At 58.9% G+C, this 16636-nt stretch carries 14 protein-coding genes; 6 read left to right on the forward strand and 8 right to left on the reverse strand.

Annotated features, from left to right (window positions below; all coding sequences use genetic code 11):
- Positions 1–118: 118 nt before the first annotated feature.
- Positions 119–1618, reverse strand: coding sequence for a hypothetical protein (locus AB1E34_RS25445; protein ID WP_372575093.1), 1500 nt, complete (start codon positions 1616–1618; stop codon positions 119–121).
- Positions 1619–1623: 5 nt separating this feature from the next.
- Entirely contained in the window at positions 1624–3000 is a 1377-nt protein-coding gene (locus tag AB1E34_RS25450) for an MFS transporter (protein WP_372575094.1), read from the reverse strand.
- Between the two features lie 294 nt (positions 3001–3294).
- On the opposite strand from AB1E34_RS25450, the gene AB1E34_RS25455 reads away from it, so the two are divergent.
- Positions 3295–3786, forward strand: a complete 492-nt coding sequence (locus AB1E34_RS25455) for a hypothetical protein (RefSeq protein WP_372575095.1) — start codon at positions 3295–3297, stop codon at positions 3784–3786.
- Between the two features lie 153 nt (positions 3787–3939).
- On the opposite strand, the gene AB1E34_RS25460 is transcribed toward AB1E34_RS25455, so the two are convergent.
- Positions 3940–4335 (reverse strand): hypothetical protein, encoded by a 396-nt coding sequence (locus AB1E34_RS25460; RefSeq protein ID WP_372575096.1) that lies wholly within the window; start codon positions 4333–4335, stop codon positions 3940–3942.
- Positions 4336–4456: 121 nt separating this feature from the next.
- On the opposite strand from AB1E34_RS25460, the gene AB1E34_RS25465 reads away from it, so the two are divergent.
- A complete protein-coding gene (locus AB1E34_RS25465) occupies positions 4457–5734 on the forward strand; it encodes a hypothetical protein (RefSeq protein WP_372575097.1) in 1278 nt (425 codons plus the stop codon).
- A gap of 613 nt (positions 5735–6347) precedes the next feature.
- Here the strand turns inward: AB1E34_RS25465 and AB1E34_RS25470 are convergent.
- The 5 genes from AB1E34_RS25470 to AB1E34_RS25490 all read right to left on the reverse strand — a co-directional run bounded on the left by AB1E34_RS25470 (position 6348) and on the right by AB1E34_RS25490 (position 11797).
- Entirely contained in the window at positions 6348–6647 is a 300-nt protein-coding gene (locus AB1E34_RS25470) for a hypothetical protein (RefSeq protein WP_372575098.1), read from the reverse strand.
- A 100-nt stretch (positions 6648–6747) separates the two neighbouring features.
- On the reverse strand, positions 6748–7659 hold the full coding sequence (locus AB1E34_RS25475; protein ID WP_372575099.1) for a nucleoside hydrolase: 912 nt from the start codon (positions 7657–7659) through the stop codon (positions 6748–6750).
- 37 nt (positions 7660–7696) lie between these two features.
- Entirely contained in the window at positions 7697–9901 is a 2205-nt protein-coding gene (locus AB1E34_RS25480; protein ID WP_372575100.1) for a PAS-domain containing protein, read from the reverse strand.
- Between the two features lie 3 nt (positions 9902–9904).
- A complete protein-coding gene (locus tag AB1E34_RS25485; protein ID WP_372575101.1) occupies positions 9905–11074 on the reverse strand; it encodes an FIST N-terminal domain-containing protein in 1170 nt (389 codons plus the stop codon).
- Positions 11075–11113: 39 nt separating this feature from the next.
- Entirely contained in the window at positions 11114–11797 is a 684-nt protein-coding gene (locus AB1E34_RS25490) for a LuxR C-terminal-related transcriptional regulator (RefSeq protein ID WP_372575102.1), read from the reverse strand.
- 214 nt (positions 11798–12011) lie between these two features.
- Here AB1E34_RS25490 and AB1E34_RS25495 point away from each other — a divergent pair, with 214 nt between their 5' ends.
- The 4 genes from AB1E34_RS25495 to AB1E34_RS25510 all read left to right on the forward strand — a co-directional run bounded on the left by AB1E34_RS25495 (position 12012) and on the right by AB1E34_RS25510 (position 16378).
- Positions 12012–12563, forward strand: coding sequence for an SRPBCC family protein (locus AB1E34_RS25495; protein ID WP_372575103.1), 552 nt, complete (start codon positions 12012–12014; stop codon positions 12561–12563).
- Positions 12564–12577: 14 nt separating this feature from the next.
- Positions 12578–13063 carry a (2Fe-2S)-binding protein gene (locus AB1E34_RS25500; protein ID WP_372575104.1) on the forward strand — a complete coding sequence of 162 codons (486 nt, stop codon included), beginning with the start codon at positions 12578–12580 and terminating at the stop codon, positions 13061–13063.
- Positions 13064–13087: 24 nt separating this feature from the next.
- Entirely contained in the window at positions 13088–15457 is a 2370-nt protein-coding gene (locus tag AB1E34_RS25505; RefSeq protein WP_372575105.1) for a xanthine dehydrogenase family protein molybdopterin-binding subunit, read from the forward strand.
- 132 nt (positions 15458–15589) lie between these two features.
- Positions 15590–16378 carry an FAD binding domain-containing protein gene (locus tag AB1E34_RS25510; RefSeq protein ID WP_372575106.1) on the forward strand — a complete coding sequence of 263 codons (789 nt, stop codon included), beginning with the start codon at positions 15590–15592 and terminating at the stop codon, positions 16376–16378.
- The last annotated feature ends 258 nt before the right edge of the window (positions 16379–16636 follow it).

Below are 16636 nucleotides of genomic sequence, written 5' to 3' on the forward strand. Positions count from 1 at the left end.
GGTCCATGGTTGGTTTGGTCATCGGGGTCCTCGCGTGGTTCGTGGTTGAAGTCGTAAAACTCCACCCGACCATACACCTCGATGGCCACCCGGCATTACACCGTTGAAGGCATGGAAATTACACCACGTGCTCGGACACTAACGGTGTCCAGCCAGCGCTTGGCGTCACCATATCCAAGCTGCTTTGAATGGTCATGACCTGCGTTTCGTCGAGGTCTGCGAACTGCCAAGATCGCGTCTCAAAGCTTCGACCTTGCCAGGACACAAACGCCCGTGTCGGTCCAATGTCCAGCCGCGCCTCGGATCGATCCACTAAGGACATACCGGGCGCAGCAACGAGAAGCGCGAAAAGGAGCAAGGCCCGGTCGCGATAATCACCGCGTTGGAACAAGATGGTTTCGTCTGGCATGCAGATGTGATCTGGGTGCTCGCGCGCCGACGTTTTGTTGGAAATACCTTTGATGTAGTCCAGCCCATCGTCGAAAGAGGTTACATCTTGCGCGGCGGCGCGCAATTTGGACCCATTGATCGCCGCCACCAAGTACGCCTCAGGGTGCGCGACAGTAATTTCTCGCAGACAATACAAGGACTTTTCGTACACTGATCCGGAGAAGCGTCGCGCAAGTTTGCCAACAAGCGAGCGAACCTCCGCCGCGCTTTGTGCACCTTCTAGGCTGTCAAATGATTGAGAAAGTGTCTCTTTCATCTCTCCTTTGATCTGCAAATCCAGAAGTGGTGCCAGTTGGATCAAATCTGTTCCAAAGAAGTCTCTTGCAGCCCGGTCGATTTTCACCGCTTCCCCCGCGCTCAGCGATGACCTCGCCTCCTGCAAAAATGCGGTACCACGCGGGCTGATGATCCGTTCCACGGAGACTTGTCGACGATTATATACTTCCTGTGCGTTCCCCTCTTGGCCCGATGCAACCAACTGGCGCCACCGTGTCTTATCAAAAAACTCTCGCTTTCCGTTGGTCCAGAAATATCGATCACCTGCTCCGAAAAATAGCACCGAGTAATGTGCCGCAGACCCAAGGATGGCAAACTCGCGCAAGGAGACCTCGCCCAAGCTACACACAAGCGCGACCAGCAATGATGCCTCATCCGCACAGACAGATACCCCGATCGGCTTATGTCGCGTGCGATGCAGCAGGGCGCGTTGCGCCCTCATGCCTTCTATCGTCATGTAGCTGTAGTTGGGAAAATGGCCTTCGCGAAACAGCGGAGTGGGATCGGCTCCTGCTTCCACGGTTCCATGTACGTACCGATAGGACATTTCCGTTTCAATGTCTGCCAGGGCCTGATCGACATGTTTCGCACCAACCCAAATCCGTGCCGCATCGATATCAATGACACCTGCGGCCTCTACAAGGTCCATTGGAACAAGATGTGTGAAATGGTTGTCCACGAAATGAAGCGCCTCGTTCAGCAGCCTGTGTTCGCGGGTTTCTCCAGGGCCTTCTGGTCGCTTTTCGGCGCGCGCAATGATCTTGTCGCGCGTGGCCCACAACGCAGGCGTCATCAAGTTGGCAAGGACCAAAACGATCAACAACTCTGGCTCGCGCATGGTTTCGAAGAGACCCGGGCGCGCAGCGCGTGCGAGCGCGTTGAGATCTGTCATGGGCGTTACAGCTCCGGTGAGAGTGACTTGGGACGCCCCACGTTCTGCGCCAAAACACATACGCCCGCAAGCAAAGCGACGAGCATCGCCAGCCAGAAAAGGGATAAGAATGACAAGTGATCTCCGTGTGTGGGTGTCACTTGCGTGTTGTCGGCGCCGACTCGGCTTGACAGAATTGTCTCGAACACAACGACACCAAACAATTGCCCCATCGTGCGCAGCGTGGTTAGAACACCGGTCGCTTGCGCTGCTCGCTCCTGTTTGATGGGTTCCAGCGATCTTTCAAGCATTGCGGGCAGAAACAGCGTTTGTGCGAGACCTAGCGCAAATAGCACAAGTGAAACCAGCCACAACCCGGTCGCGCGGTGGTCCTGCAAGGCCAACGCCATGCTCGCAACAATTAGTGCCACCCCAATGCCCGCGCGCCATCCTGACGATAGAACAGCTGCGATTGTGCCCACCCCAAACGTTGTCGCCAGTATCGTCATCGGTTGCACCGACATTATCCACCCGACTGTCGCGATATCGACGTCTTTGATCTGGTTGAGGAAAATGGGAAACGAAAAGCTTAGCCCCCCATACAAGAACAGATAGAGGAATATCGCGAAGGCTCCGTTCCGGAACACGGCAACCTTCAGCAGCCGCAGCTCAAAGGCCGCCCGAGCGCTTCGAAGCTCCCAGACGGCAAAGACGACCAAATTGATTGCAGAAATAGCAAATGCAATAAGGATGTAATGCGAGGCCCACCCGAGTTCGGTGCCACGGTTCAGCGCAAAAACCAACAACCCAAGACCGCTCAACAGCATTAGCGATCCCGGTATGTCGAACTGTTTTTTGCCCACGTTGGACGCACGCAGCGGAGACATCAACGCAACGATACTGATACCAACGAGGCAGACAGGCAGGTTAACAACAAAAATCCACCGCCAGCTCAACTCTGACAGGATCAATGCCCCCAAAGCAGGACCGGAAAAAATCCCTATGGTAGGGGCCAGTGCTGCGATGCCATATCCAAGCCCGCGCGCATCTTCGCCCATGTGCAACCGGACGAGCGCAGGTCCGGAAACAAACAGGATCACCCCACCGATGGCTTGCAGAGCGCGAAACAGCGCAAGTGAGAGTATACCGGGTGCAAGGGTGCAACAGACTGAGCTAACGGCATAAATCAGGAACCCGGCCATCAGCAGCTTACGGCCCCCAAAGATCCGTATCAGGTTGCCCGCAGGCATCGCAAAAGATGCGAAAATCAACGCATAAGCCAGAAGTACCCAAGACGTGATCGAATATGTGCTTTGGAACTCTTGCCCCAGCTTGGGAATAGCAATGGTCAAAGCTGTGTAGTCAAAGCCTGTCAGGAACCCCGACAACGAGATAACCGCCAAGAGCCGAGCATGATTTCGCGTGTGCGTTTCCATTCGCTCAAGTCATCCAGATCGGATGCCATTGCATCAAGTGTTTTCGGATTTCTTTGCTTTGGAGCAGAGCGTTCTGATCCGAAGCTTCGGCAAGTTTTGCCGCAAGTTCCCGACATCCCGGCATTCGCCGCACGTGCAAATCACGACTTTGGAAAACCCCACTATCTCGAACATACAAACCGGCGCCGCCAAAGTCCCGTTGTTTGAATTTCTCCAATAGTGTTGAATACCTGCGAATGAACTCATTCGGAGCGCTGTTAGATGTCCATATCCAGACGGGAGCTGGTGGCTGCTGGGGCGGCGTATCTTTGCGGATTTCCCGCGTTGGCCCGCGCGGCAGATATGTCAATCGAGTCGATGCTCGGCGCAGTTAGGGAACAACTTCTCGATCACTCCAGCGACAACCCGGTCATTGACGCTCACAACCGGATGAGTTCCGCGGAACTTCAAAACGACGTTGCTCATAAATCGGCCTATGGGACAACCAACAAAGGAAAGGTTTATGTTTTGGCCTTTGAACCCGAGGGCAGAGGGCTGTTGCGGATTGAAAACGAACCTCTTGAGATTGGAAAATGGTGGATTTCTGAGGCGGACACCATTCATTCTCAATGGCCTAGCGCAGCGAATGGTGATGCACTTGACATGTATTACCGACGGCTTGATGACGGCCTTTTCTTTGCACGCACAACGGATGATCGTCGACATTCGTTCTTCTTTATCGGTGAAACGCCGCCTGAGCTTCGGTCGTCTTAGGGAACGACCAAGATGCCGCGCTGAACCTCGTCCGCTGCGCCATTGACGTCGCCAGTCAGGACAACTTTTAGCTGCACGATGGCACAGCTAGACCGGCGGGGGCTTCCACGCCTCCCAAGCCAGTGAGCGTTCGGCAATGTGACGCCGGTTTTTCTACTGCGCAGGCATAGAGCTCCATATTTTGGCTGATATTTCGGCGGGGAGAAGCGCCTTGAAAGAATGCCCGGGTTGCCACTTCACTTCGTGAATTCCATGAATGGTCTCGATATCTTCAACCGTCAGGCCGTCAAGCAGGTTGACGCCCGTAGATGCCTGGATCGCTTCCAGTACCGGCTTCTTGTGGACTGGTGTGCGAGCGACCAAACTGCCCTTATCATCTTGATGCGCCTCCATTTCGGGCTCGGAGAAATCATCTTCGATCATTCCGCCAAAAAGGCAGCATGTGCCCTCGTATCGGTAGGCTCCTACACCATACTTAGGGTTGAAAGCCTTTGTTTCCTGTGCTTCGAGTCGAGCAATGGCGGTGTCAAACAGTTCCGAGATACTCATGGTGGCCGACCTACCTTTCGATGGAGTAGAACACTATGGTTAGGTGTCTTGTTTTGCCAACAAAGACAAGGTGCGCCAACCAGTCTAGAGCTACAGACTTGTCAGAGCAATTGGCGAGGCGATGATCGACTCGGATAAGAAATCGGCGGCTAGCGGAAAGAAGAACCGCGCCTACCTTCTTTGGGGTGGCATTGCGGACTCCCTATCGGACATTCTAGCAAGCCCGAGCATTGTTCTTCCATTTCTATATCTCTCATTGGGGGCGCCTCAGTTTCTCGCCGGGCTGCTTCTTCCTTGTGTAAAAGGTGCTCGGATTGTCGCTGAAGCCACGATGTCACCATACGTGAAACTGGGAGATCGCTCAAAGAAGGCGATGATACTGCCAAACCTTGTGATCGCGTTGGTCTTGGCCATTCTGGCGTTGTCGGGCGCGGCGCTTCCCAACGGGATTGTTATGGTTTTCTTTTTGGCGGTAGCCCTAATTGTTGGCTGCTGCTACGGGGTCTGGGCATTGGGGAGCAACCACATCTATGGGTCGGAGCTTGAAGAAGAAGAGCGCGGCCAGATAGTTTTCACCCAACTGGCGCTAAGCTGCGTTCTGGCCATTGCAATTGTGTGGATAACGCGAACGCTGATGGCTGGAGAAACTCCCTTCGAGCGGCATCGCGTTTTGCTTTGGTTAGGCGTGCTGGCGCTTTTGGTCTCATGCTTCTGCATGTTTCGGCTGGTGCTTACAAAGACGGCCGACCAGGTTAGCAAGTCCGCGAATGCGAAAGAGAAAGAGGCCTTTACCAAGCAAGTCGCGCATGGCTGGTCTCTGGCGCTTCAATATGCTTGGTTTCGCCGTTTTCTGGTCGCACGAGTGTTCTTCTTGTCGGTTGAACTGGCCACGCCATTCTACACAATTCATGCAGCAACTTTTCACCTTTCAACGCCGCATATTCTGAGCATCTTTGTTACAGCAACAAGCGCCGGCAGAGCACTTGGGGCGGTGTTGTGGCGGCGCATTGTTCAGAAGTCGATCCGGTACACAATTGCCTGCGCATCTATAATCGCGTGCTTTTCGTCCCTTATGGCGATTGGATTCGATCTATTCGGCTTGGCCAGCAACCCGTGGGTCTATGCCACTACGATCTTTTTTCTGTCTTTCGGGATCGGTGGGGAGACCGAAGGGCGCTATCTGTATCTCCTGTCGATGTCGTCGGCCTCCAATCGCCCCTATATGGTCGCACTCTCGGATGCGGTTGCAGGCATCGGTGGGATCATATTCGCTAGTGTTCTTGGAATAGTGGCGCAGATACAAAGCGTTCTGATACCGCTGACTGCTCTAGCCGCATTAAATGCGATTGCGGCTTATCTGGCCCTGTCATTGGTCGAAAAGAAATCCGACCTCTCATAAGAAGCACTGTCAGACAGATAGCACCGGGACTGGGATCCGAATAGCGTGGGCACTCGCAAGGCTGTCAACTTGCCTTGGGTATTCGAGCACAGCCAGGAGGCAACGATTGTAGAGCGTGCTGGGACGCTCCGCCGCGCGCGCTGTTTTCTTCTCCCGGCTGGCCTGCTGCCGCCCGGAGTGCGAGAGCTGCATTATGTACTGGCATGGCAACTCGCGACCCTCGGGCGTCGCCGCCGCGACCTCTCTGACGACCGAATCCCAGAACGGGATTCGCGCGTCGCAATCCATATGCGCGTAATTCAGCAAAATGCGTCCGCTCGTGTGGATCGGTACGTGCGACGAGATGATGGCGCCGACCCCTCCAGCCGCGAAGGTTCGTTCGAAGTTCCGGCGCCATTCCGTCCCCGAGCCGTCATAGTTGTCGATCCATCAGGAGAGGTTTGACCTGAGCAGGCGGCTGTCCCCAGCTTCAAGCTCCTGATATGTAGTGGGTCGTGGATACGTGGTGCCGTCATGTGGCCTCTTCCTCGTAAATTGAAGGGCCGACCGCCACGCGATCGGTCATCAAGCCGATGGGGCCATGACCGGAAACTTGCCTCTTTCGTGGTCGCCTTCACTTAGCGACCGGCGGCTTTATCGCCGTGCAATCGGCGTTCACCGTCCTTTGTGTGAGCGACAAGAAGTCTACGCATTTTTCATCGGATGCCAAATCCGGTATGGGAAGCTCGCTGATCCGGCGTCTCAGCTCTGCCGCGCGTTCATCCAGCATCACGTCGAGTACAGTCGTCGAGAGCTCCTCGCTGACCTCGTCATGCCACTCGAACCGAGCTGGCAAGGCACCTTCGTACTTCGCCGTCCAGACTTCTCCATCCGCGAACAACAGCCTTACCTTCAGGCGGAGCCGATCCTGCACGCTGCGAAGCGCGCCTTCGAGGCGGTACCCTCAACGCCAAAAGGAGTCGCGGTTCAGCTGTCGCTCATAAACCAAGATTGCAGATGATCATGATGCGACTCTAGCCCAAGCGGGCAACAACGTCGAAGAAACGCGCCTTCACAGCATCTGCATCAATATCCAGACAGATCTCAACGGGAGGGTTTGACGGGGCGCGAGTAGTTTTGCCCAGAGCCGTATCGCTCAGGTCTACGGTTAAGCCGCTGGATTCAGTGGTGAAAAGCTCCATATGGGTGGCGGCGATCACCGCCGTGGCGTCATGCATGGCGCAGCCGGTCTTGCCCGCCACCGTTTCATAGAAATTGTGGTAGAACTCGCTGATCTTTAGCAGGAAGCCGCCGGCCTTGGGCGCGGCTTCGGCCAGCGCCGTGAAATCCTCGCGCAAACACAGTGTCTGCATGGTCACATCCAGCCCGACGAGGGTGATCTTGGCACCTGAGGCGAACACCTCGGCGGCGGCGTGCGGGTCGTGAAAGATATTGGCCTCGGCACAGTCGCGGATATTGCCGGGCACATCGACGGCCCCGCCCATGATGACGATGCGACCGACATTGGCGGCAAAATCGGAGTCCAGCCGGATCGCATCGGCGATATTGGTCAACGGGGACACAGCGCAAACCACGATCTCGCCAGGGTTTTCGCGCGCCATGCGGACCAGAAATTCAGCGGCGCTTTCCACGATTGGCGCGCGCGCGGTCTCGATCTCCACATGATCACCGAAGCCTTCGGGCCCGTGTACATGCGCCGAGGGTTTGAAGCCGGTGATCTCATATGGCTCTGAGGCTCCCTGCGCCACAGGGCAATCCGCGCCCAGAAACTCCATCAGGTAGTTGGCGTTGCGGGTGGCCTGTTCGACCCAGACGTTGCCGAATACGGTGGTCAGCCCCACCAGTTCGATATCGGGCGCGGCGTGGGCGTAAAAGATCGCCATCGCGTCATCCACGCCCGGATCGGTATCTATGATGATCTTCATCGCTGCCTCCGCTCTGTCGCCCGGAACACCTCGGTGTTCAACCGGGCAGACCTGCCAGATACGCCTTTAGTGCGGCCGGATCAAACGGCTTATGCAGCAGAAGCGCGCCCAGCCCACCCGCCGCGTCTTTTAAGGCAACGCTGCGATTGGCCGAGATCAAACAGGCTGGCAGCGGCCCGAAGCGGCTGCGCAGCGCCATAACCGCATCAGAGCCCAGCCGCCCGTCATCCAACTGCATATCCGCGACCACCACATCGGGTGCGACGCCGATTTCGTCCAGCAAGGCGATGGCCTCGTCCTCACCACAGCAGGCCAGCACATCGAGGCCCCATTGCTCCATCGTTACGGTCAGCGCATTGCGCAGCTCTGCGTCGTTCTCGATCAGCAGCACGATCCGATGGGCGATCAGGCCACTCTCTGCCTGCTCAATGGGCACTGCATCGGTGACCGGCACATCAGGCCCCCCTACCCTTGGCAGTTCGACCGAAAACACCGTCCCCCTGCCCGGCCAAGACGACAGACCCAGCGGATGGCCCAGCAGCGCGCAGGCCCGCTCCACGATGGCCAGACCCAGGCCCATCCCATCGGCGGCGCTGGCGGTGGCGTTCAGCCGCTGAAATTCACCAAAGATCTGGTCCTGCTCATGCTCAGCGATACCCGGCCCGGTATCCCAGACCTCGACCCGCACCGAGTTCTTCAGATGCCGTGCGCCCACCAGCACGCGGCCACCTTCGGTGTAGCGGATCGCGTTCGAAATGAGGTTCTGTAGGATACGTTGCAGATAAGTGGCGTCGCTGACTACATGCGCCCTACTGCGCAGCACCCGGAATTCCAGCCCCTTGGCATGGGCCATCGGGCGCAACTCGTCGCAGAGCTGGCTCAGCATCAGATTCAACGAGATCGGCACCAGATGCACGCTGGCCTGCCCCGAATCCAGCTTCGAAATATCGAGCAGCGCGCCCAGGATGTTCTCGACGCTCTGCAGGGCATTGGCCGCCTTGGAGGCCATCGCGCCCGACCGGTCCCCGGCCAATTCCTGTTCAAGCGACGACAGATACAGCTTGGCAGCCGAGAGCGGTTGCAGCAGGTCATGCGAGGCCGCCGCGACGAAGCGCGATTTCGAGGCGTTGGCGCGCTCGGCTTCTGCCAGCGCATCCTCAAGCTCAAGCGTGCGGTCCAGAACCCGTTGCTCCAGCGTCTCTTTGGCCTCGGTCACGGCCCGTATCGCCCGCCGCTCGGAAGTGACATCGGTAAAGCTGATCACAAAGCCGCCATCTGGCATTTGCTGCATGAAGACGGTCAGAACCCGTCCGCCGCGCCCCTGAATCTCGAACGTAAGCGGGGGCCGCTTGCCCTCCTGTTCCGCCCAGGCCTGGACCTGCCGGGGCGAGGCATCGGCGGAAAAGCCGTAATCGTCGCGCAGCCGCTCGAAGATCGTCGCAAAGCGGTTGCCGATCTGGAACCGGCCCACCGGAATCGACAGCAACTCGCCCACTCGGCGGTTCCAGCCCACCAGCCTGCCCTGCGTGTCAAAGATGCAGACGCCCTGTTTGAGATGTTCCAGCGTGGCGCGGATCAACCGCGCCTGATCATCCAGTATCCGCTCGCGCTCGCGGCGCTCCAGCCGCATGATGTCGGTCACATCGGTCTGCAGGATGACGGTGCCGCCATCGGGTGTGCGATGTTCGCTGACCTGAACCCAGCGTTTGCCGGTCATCCGCGCGTTGAAGATCACCGAGTTGTCCTGATGATGCCGCATCCGCCGCTGCGCCCAGTCAGCGGGCGTTTCCCCCTCGGGCAGGGACAGGAACATGCTTTGGCTGACGATCTGCACATAGTCGGGGAACATCAGCCCCGGTTTCAGCTGTGGCCGGATATCGGGCATGTGCATCCCGAAACGGCTGTTGCACATCACCAGTTCATCATCCGCGTTGAACAGCGCGAACCCCTCCTGCACGGTTTCGATCGCATTGGCGAGGTTTGAACGCGCAGCCTCGGTCTCACGGTTGGCGATGGCCAGCTTGGCATTGGACTCGTTGAGCAGATCAAGCGCGCGTTCCAGATCATGGGTACGGGCGCGGACTTCCTCCTCCAGCATCGCTGCGCGCTGGAACTGGGCATAGGCCAGACCCGAGGCGTCGGTATTCTGCTCGACCCGGCGCATCAGCGTTTCAGTAATCTTGAGCAGTTTCTCGTTCTGCCGAGCCAGCGAATCCTGCGGATTAATCAGCGTATGCGACATGGCTCAGCGCCCTTCTGGCGGGTAGATCGCAACGCCGGTCAGGGTCTGGTTCACATGCATCGAGTTGACCTGCTCGCCATAGGTGCTGAACCCGACCACGCGGTTTTCCGACAGAATGCGCGACAGCTGGCCGGTCTTCTGCTTTTGCTGCGCCTCAAGTTTTCGCAGCAAGCAGTCGCAGGCCAGAATGATATCCGGCGGCCCGTCAGCATTCAGCGCATCCAGTTCCGATTGCAGATGCTCGCCCATATCGCGCGGATCGGCCAAGGTCAGCACGACCCCCTCATCGATGGCCGAAAAGAAAACCAGATCGCCATTGTCTGCGACGCGCTGAATAGAACGGACATGATGCTGCCCGCCCAGCCGCACAACCACCGGATGGGCCGCGAATGTAAACGTGTCAAGTTGCTCCGGGTCCTTGCCCAGCAGGCGCGCATATTCGCGTGCGGCGGGCTCGGCGTTGATCTCCTGCACGATCCGGCGCGCCGGATCGGCCCCGGTCACCACCATGCGCTGTTCGGTGGGCAGCAGGTGATCGGTGTTGAAAACCCGGATCGGGCAATTGGTGCGGACCTGAACCAGCGCCGCAGCATTCGACCGCGCCACCCCGTCATAGAGGATATAGGTCCGGTTGAAGTCGGTGCCGTCCCCCGACGAGCCACCAAAAAGTGGCACAGGGCCAAGACCGGGTGCCAGATCGGCGGTCAGCGCGTCCTCTTTGAGCGATAGACCGTCGATCATCATGAAGGTGAATTCGAATTGCCAGTCCGGCGTTTCGCGCACCATCTCGTTGCGATGCCGGATGATCTGATCTATCAGACCCTGCCCGTCATACTTGTCCAGATCGTCAATCGGCAGAACCCGGGTGCAGAAATTGCTGCGCGGCAGACCAACGGCAACGATCTCACCATCGGTATATCCCTGCTCGGACAGTTCGCCAGCGGTGGTGCAACCCACCACCTGCGCCGAAGCGAACAGGCGCTCTGCTCGCGCGATCACCCGCAACAGATCGGCCCCGGGGGAAACGAACAGGATCACGAGTCCCAGATCTAAGGGGTTCAGATCGCGTGCAATATGATCAACTGCGTCGGGATCGCTGGCATCTGCAAAGGCTGAGCGCACGAGGTCCGGGGCGCTGCCAAGCGCCCGCGCAAGACCATGGGCCTGGCTCATCGGGTCTCCTCCCAATTCTGTCGGCAGATGGTACGCGGCTCAGATACCGTCTTGCAAGCTGTTGCCGAAACTGCTGCCTTTGGCGATCAGGACCGCCTGGGTTCGGCTCTGCACCCCCAGTTTGCGCATGATCGCAGTGACATGCGCCTTCACCGTGGTTTCGGCAATCGACAGGTCGTAGGCGATCTGCTTGTTGAGTTTGCCCTCACAGATCAGCTGCAGGATACGTGCCTGCTGCTTGGTCAGCGATGCCAAGCGCGAGATCGCATCGTCCGGACCCGCCTCTTCGCGGTCCAGCAGAACATGGCCCGGCGGCAGAAAGCGCTGCCCGTCGCGCAGTGACCGGAAGGCGGCCTCAAACACCTCACGCTGGCTGTGTTTGGGCACGAACCCTGACGCGCCCGCATGGATGGCCGAGCTGATGACCCGGTTATCCGCCAGCGAGGACACCACAATCACCGGCGCCTTGACGATGTTCCTGAGCCGCACCAACCCCTCCAGCCCGTTCACATCGGGCAGGTTCAGGTCCAGCACGATCACATCGGGAGAACCGTACCGGGTTACGGTCTGCACAGCACTGTCCAGGTCGGCCGCCGTCCACACATCGCTGATTCCGATCAACGCCTTGAGCGTCATCGACAGCGCATCGCAGAAAAGCGGATGATCGTCCACGATCAGGGCAGAGTTGAAATCAGGAGCCGGCCGTTCCGTCAAACTGCTCATTTCTTTCTTTCGGTTGCGCGGGCATGTCGGTTGCGAGCAAGATGCCATATCGCATCTTACGTGCCGAACGGTCGCAACGGCAATGCAGAGATGCAAGGAAACTGGCCGGTGTGCCGTCTGACGGGCGAGGTCCAGATGCGCAACTGCGCCTTTGGTCGAATATGCCCGGCTGTCCCTTGCGCATAGGTTCGACCCATAATTTGGAGATTACAGCATGCAACTGAGCGATAGCCGCGAAATCGCCGCTCCCCGCCCCGAGGTCTGGGCCAACCTGCTTTCTGCCGAAACCCTCAAGGACTGCGTGCCGGGATGTCAGGAGATGACCGGGTCTGCCGCCGACGGGTTCGAGGCGGTCGTCGTGCAAAAGGTCGGCCCGGTGAAGGCCACGTTCAAGGGCGCGGTGACCATCTCGGATGTGGTTGACGGCGAAAGCCTGACACTGACCGGCGAGGGCAAGGGTGGTGCCGCGGGCTTTGCCAAGGGCGGCGCTAAGGTGAAACTCAGCGATGGCGACGATGGCGCGACACGGCTGGAATATGATGTCGAAGCCAAGGTTGGCGGCAAGCTGGCGCAGCTTGGCAGCCGTATCATCGACGGCTTTGCCAAGAAGATGGCCGACCAGTTTTTCGAAAGGTTTCAGCAGTCTGTAGAAGGGACGGCTGAAGAAACTGTAGCCGAAAACGATGAATCATCCCAAGATGGCGATGGGGAAGACAAGAAAAAGGGCTGGCTCGGGCGTGTTCTGGGCGGCAAGCAAGATAACTAGGGAGGAAAGGTCATATGACCAAGGTGACCATGACGATCAACGGGAAACCCAGGTCCGGCGACGCAGAGGGGCGCACATTGCTGTCATCCTTTCTGCGTGATGAGCTGGGGCTGACCGGGACCCATGTGGGCTGTGACACCAGCCAATGCGGCGCCTGCGTCGTGCATGTGGATGGCAAGGCCGTCAAAAGCTGTACCATGTTCGCGGCCGAGGCCGAGGGCGCGCAGGTGGACACGATCGAAGGCCAAAGCAATGCCGATGGCTCGCTCAACGTGATTCAGCAGGCGTTTCAGGACTATCACGGGCTGCAATGCGGCTTCTGCACGCCGGGCATGGTGATGAGCGCGGCGGCTCTTCTCAAGGAGAACCCCAAACCCAGCGAGGCGGAAATCCGTCACTATCTGGAAGGCAATATCTGCCGCTGCACCGGTTATCACAACATCATCCGCGCCATTCTGGCCGCCAGCGGCCAGGACGTCCCGGCCGTGGCCGCTGAATAACCGGACCCAGGGAGGAGAAATTACATGCCTAAAGACAGTGGCATCGGCGCCAGCAGCAAGCGGCGCGAAGACGTCCGGTTTCTGACCGGAACAGGAAATTACACCGACGACATCAACATCAATGGCCAGGCCTACGCCTGGTTCATCCGCTCGGATGTGGCGCATGGCAAGATCAACAATATTGACGCCTCGGCCGCCGAAGCGATGGACGGCGTGCTCAAGGTCTTTACCTCTGCCGATTTCGCGGAAGCCGGTGGCATGCCCTGCGGCTGGCAGGTGACCGACCGGCATGGCGAAGCGATGCAGGAGCCCAAGCACCCGATCCTCGCCGAAGGCAAGGTACGCCATGTGGGCGACCCGATCGCCGTGGTTGTTGCCGAGACGCCAGAGCAGGCCCGCGATGCCGCCGAGGCGGTCGAGATCGACATCGATGAGCTTGAAGCGGTCATGGACATGAAAGCGGCGATCGCTGACGGTGCCACAAAGGTGCATGACGATCTGACCTCGAACCTCTGCTATGACTGGGGCTTTGTCGAAGAAAACCGCGAGGCGGTGGATGAGGCGATCAAGTCCGCCGCCCATGTCACCACGCTGGAACTGGTCAATAACCGTCTCATCGCCAACCCGATGGAACCGCGTGTGGCCTTAGGAGACTATAACCGCGCCAATGATGAGCACACGCTCTACACTACCAGCCAGAACCCACATGTGATCCGGCTGCTGATGGGCGCCTTCGTGCTGGGCATCCCCGAGCACAAGCTGCGCGTGGTGGCTCCTGACGTTGGTGGCGGCTTTGGCGCCAAAATCTTCCACTACGCGGAAGAGGCGTTCGTGACCTTTGCCGCCAAGGCGCTGAACCGTCCCGTGAAATGGACCTGTTCACGGTCCGAGGCCTTCATCTCGGACGCGCATGGCCGCGATCACGTGACCAAGATCGAACTGGCGATGGACGAGAACCACAAGTTCACCGCGATCCGTACCGACACTTACGCCAATATGGGCGCGTATCTGTCGACCTTCGCGCCGTCGGTGCCGACATGGCTGCATGGCACGCTGATGGCGGGCAACTATACGACACCGCTTATCTATGTGAACGTGAAGGCAGTCTTTACCAACACCGTCCCTGTAGACGCCTATCGCGGTGCCGGGCGGCCCGAGGCGACCTTCCAACTGGAGCGCGTCATCGACAAGGCCGCGCGTGAGCTGGGCGTCGACCCGGTCGAGCTGCGCCGGATCAACTTCATCCAGCCAGACCAGTTCCCCTATGACACGCCCGTCGCGGTCAGCTATGACACCGGGAACTACCAAGCCACAATGGACAAGGCGCTGGAGATCTCCGGCTATGCCGATTTCGAGGCGCGCCGCGCCGAAAGCGAAGAACGTGGCAAGCTGCGCGGCATCGGGGTGGCGCATTATATCGAGGCCTGCGGCATCGCGCCGTCGAACCTTGTGGGTCAGTTGGGCGCACGCGCCGGGCTTTATGAATCCGCCACCGTGCGGGTCAACGCCACCGGCTCGATCAGCGTCTTCACCGGCTCACACAGCCACGGGCAAGGGCATGAGACCACCTTTGCACAGGTCGTAGCCGAGATGATCGGCGTGGATGCCAGCCAGATCGACATCGTGCATGGCGATACCTCGAAAGTACCGATGGGCATGGGCACCTATGGTTCGCGCTCCATTGCGGTGGGCGGCTCGGCCATGGTGCGTGCCACCGAGAAGATCATCAACAAGGCCAAGAAGATCGCATCTCATCTGATGGAAGCCTCGGAGGCAGATATCGAGCTGAAGGACGGCCAGTTCAGCGTTGCAGGCACGGATAAATCGGTGGCCTGGGGCGATGTCACTCTGGCAGCCTACGTCCCGCATAACTACCCGCTGGAAGAGATCGAACCGGGGCTTGAGGAAAGCGCCTTTTATGATCCGGCCAACTTCACCTACCCCTCAGGCGCCTATATCTGCGAGGTGGAAGTGGACCCCGAAACCGGCGAAGTCGACATGCTGGGCTTCACCGCAGCCGATGATTTCGGCAATGTCATCAATCCGATGATCGTCGAGGGTCAAGTCCATGGCGGGCTGGCCCAGGGCATCGGACAGGCGATGATGGAAAACTGTGTCTATGACGAGAACGGCCAGCTGTTGAGCGGGTCTTTCATGGACTACACCATGCCGCGCGCTGACGACATGCCGATGATGAATGTGGACCATTCTTGTCAGACGCCCTGCACTCACAACCCGCTGGGCGTGAAGGGCTGCGGCGAGGCCGGCGCCATCGGATCACCGCCTGCGGTGGTGAATGCGGTGATTGATGCGCTGCACCGGGCCGGGCACAAGGTGGAGCATATCGACATGCCAGTGTCTCCGGCGCGCGTCTGGAAAGCGATGCATGGGTGATCCGGTTGGGCAGCGAGGGTCGTTCATGGTTCGCCATTGGTTCGAGAACAATGGACGACGCCCCTCGCGCTTCCGGGGAAATTTATAGCCAGATGAAGGGCCGATCAGCGCTCTTTGGAAAGGTAAGACAAGATGTACAATTTTGAGTTTGTGAAACCCTCGACGGTCGAGGAAGCCTCGACCGCGTTGCAGGTTGAGGGCGCGCAGGCGCTTGGTGGCGGACAGACCCTGCTGCCGACGATGAAACAGCGGCTGGCCTCGCCGGAAACACTGGTCAGCCTGACCGGCGTCGAGGGGATGGTGGCCGTGTCCGCAAGCGACGGCACAGTGACCGTAGGCGGGGCCACCACCCACGCGCAGGTCGCGGCAGAGGCGGCCTCGGCCTATCCGGCGCTGGCAGCCCTCGCGGGCCAGATCGGTGACCCGGCAGTGCGCAATCGCGGCACAATCGGCGGGTCGCTGGCCAATAATGACCCGGCGGCGTGCTACCCGTCGGCGGCACTGGGATCGGGCGCGTCGATTTCGACCAACAAGCGCAATATCGCGGCGGACGACTATTTCCAGGGCATGTTCGAAACCGCCTTGGAAGATGATGAGATCATCACCTCAGTCAGTTTCCCGGTGCCCGAGGCGGCAAGCTATCAGAAGTTCCTGCAACCGGCCTCGCGCTTCGCTCTGACCGGCGTGTTCGTCGCGAAGTTCCCCGGCGGGGTTCGCGTGGCGGTTACCGGAGCCTCCAACAACGGCGTGTTCCGTTGGACCGAGGCCGAAGAAGCCCTGAGCAAGGAGTTCCGTGCCGACGCGCTGATGGACTTGCGGATCAACCATCTGAACATGATCAGCGACCTGCACGGATCACAGGAATACCGCGCCCACCTGGTCGGCGTGATGACAAGACGCGCGGTTGAAGCCGCAAGCTGATCCTAAACAGAACCAACCAAGACCCTGCTTTTTGGCAGGGTCTTTCTTATTTGGACGACTGTCAGGTGGAGCGGCTGATGCTGCGAAACCTCTATCCACCCTCGAATGGCAGTGTTGATGCAGGTTTCTCGGACGCCGCATGCTGGCGGGGGAGTTGCGCGATGGGTTTCCCGGCGTCAGAGAAGCGCTCAGGCGGGAAATCGCGGGGTTAGTTCTTTTGGGTCGGCTGTGCTATGGGGATTTGTACGAAGGGCTTGC

Source organism: Ruegeria jejuensis, assembly GCF_041537905.1.
Taxonomy (GTDB): domain Bacteria; phylum Pseudomonadota; class Alphaproteobacteria; order Rhodobacterales; family Rhodobacteraceae; genus Ruegeria_C.

Coding starts and splice junctions, on each gene's coding strand:
- AB1E34_RS25465 (WP_372575097.1), top strand. CDS start 4,457: ATGATCGACTCGGATAAGAAATCGGCGGCTAGCGGAAAGAAGAACCGC.
- AB1E34_RS25480 (WP_372575100.1), bottom strand. CDS start 9,901: ATGTCGCATACGCTGATTAATCCGCAGGATTCGCTGGCTCGGCAGAAC.
- AB1E34_RS25495 (WP_372575103.1), top strand. CDS start 12,012: ATGCAACTGAGCGATAGCCGCGAAATCGCCGCTCCCCGCCCCGAGGTC.
- AB1E34_RS25445 (WP_372575093.1), bottom strand. CDS start 1,618: ATGACAGATCTCAACGCGCTCGCACGCGCTGCGCGCCCGGGTCTCTTC.
- AB1E34_RS25490 (WP_372575102.1), bottom strand. CDS start 11,797: ATGAGCAGTTTGACGGAACGGCCGGCTCCTGATTTCAACTCTGCCCTG.
- AB1E34_RS25505 (WP_372575105.1), top strand. CDS start 13,088: ATGCCTAAAGACAGTGGCATCGGCGCCAGCAGCAAGCGGCGCGAAGAC.
- AB1E34_RS25455 (WP_372575095.1), top strand. CDS start 3,295: ATGTCCATATCCAGACGGGAGCTGGTGGCTGCTGGGGCGGCGTATCTT.
- AB1E34_RS25460 (WP_372575096.1), bottom strand. CDS start 4,335: ATGAGTATCTCGGAACTGTTTGACACCGCCATTGCTCGACTCGAAGCA.
- AB1E34_RS25510 (WP_372575106.1), top strand. CDS start 15,590: ATGTACAATTTTGAGTTTGTGAAACCCTCGACGGTCGAGGAAGCCTCG.
- AB1E34_RS25475 (WP_372575099.1), bottom strand. CDS start 7,659: ATGAAGATCATCATAGATACCGATCCGGGCGTGGATGACGCGATGGCG.
- AB1E34_RS25485 (WP_372575101.1), bottom strand. CDS start 11,074: ATGAGCCAGGCCCATGGTCTTGCGCGGGCGCTTGGCAGCGCCCCGGAC.
- AB1E34_RS25500 (WP_372575104.1), top strand. CDS start 12,578: ATGACCAAGGTGACCATGACGATCAACGGGAAACCCAGGTCCGGCGAC.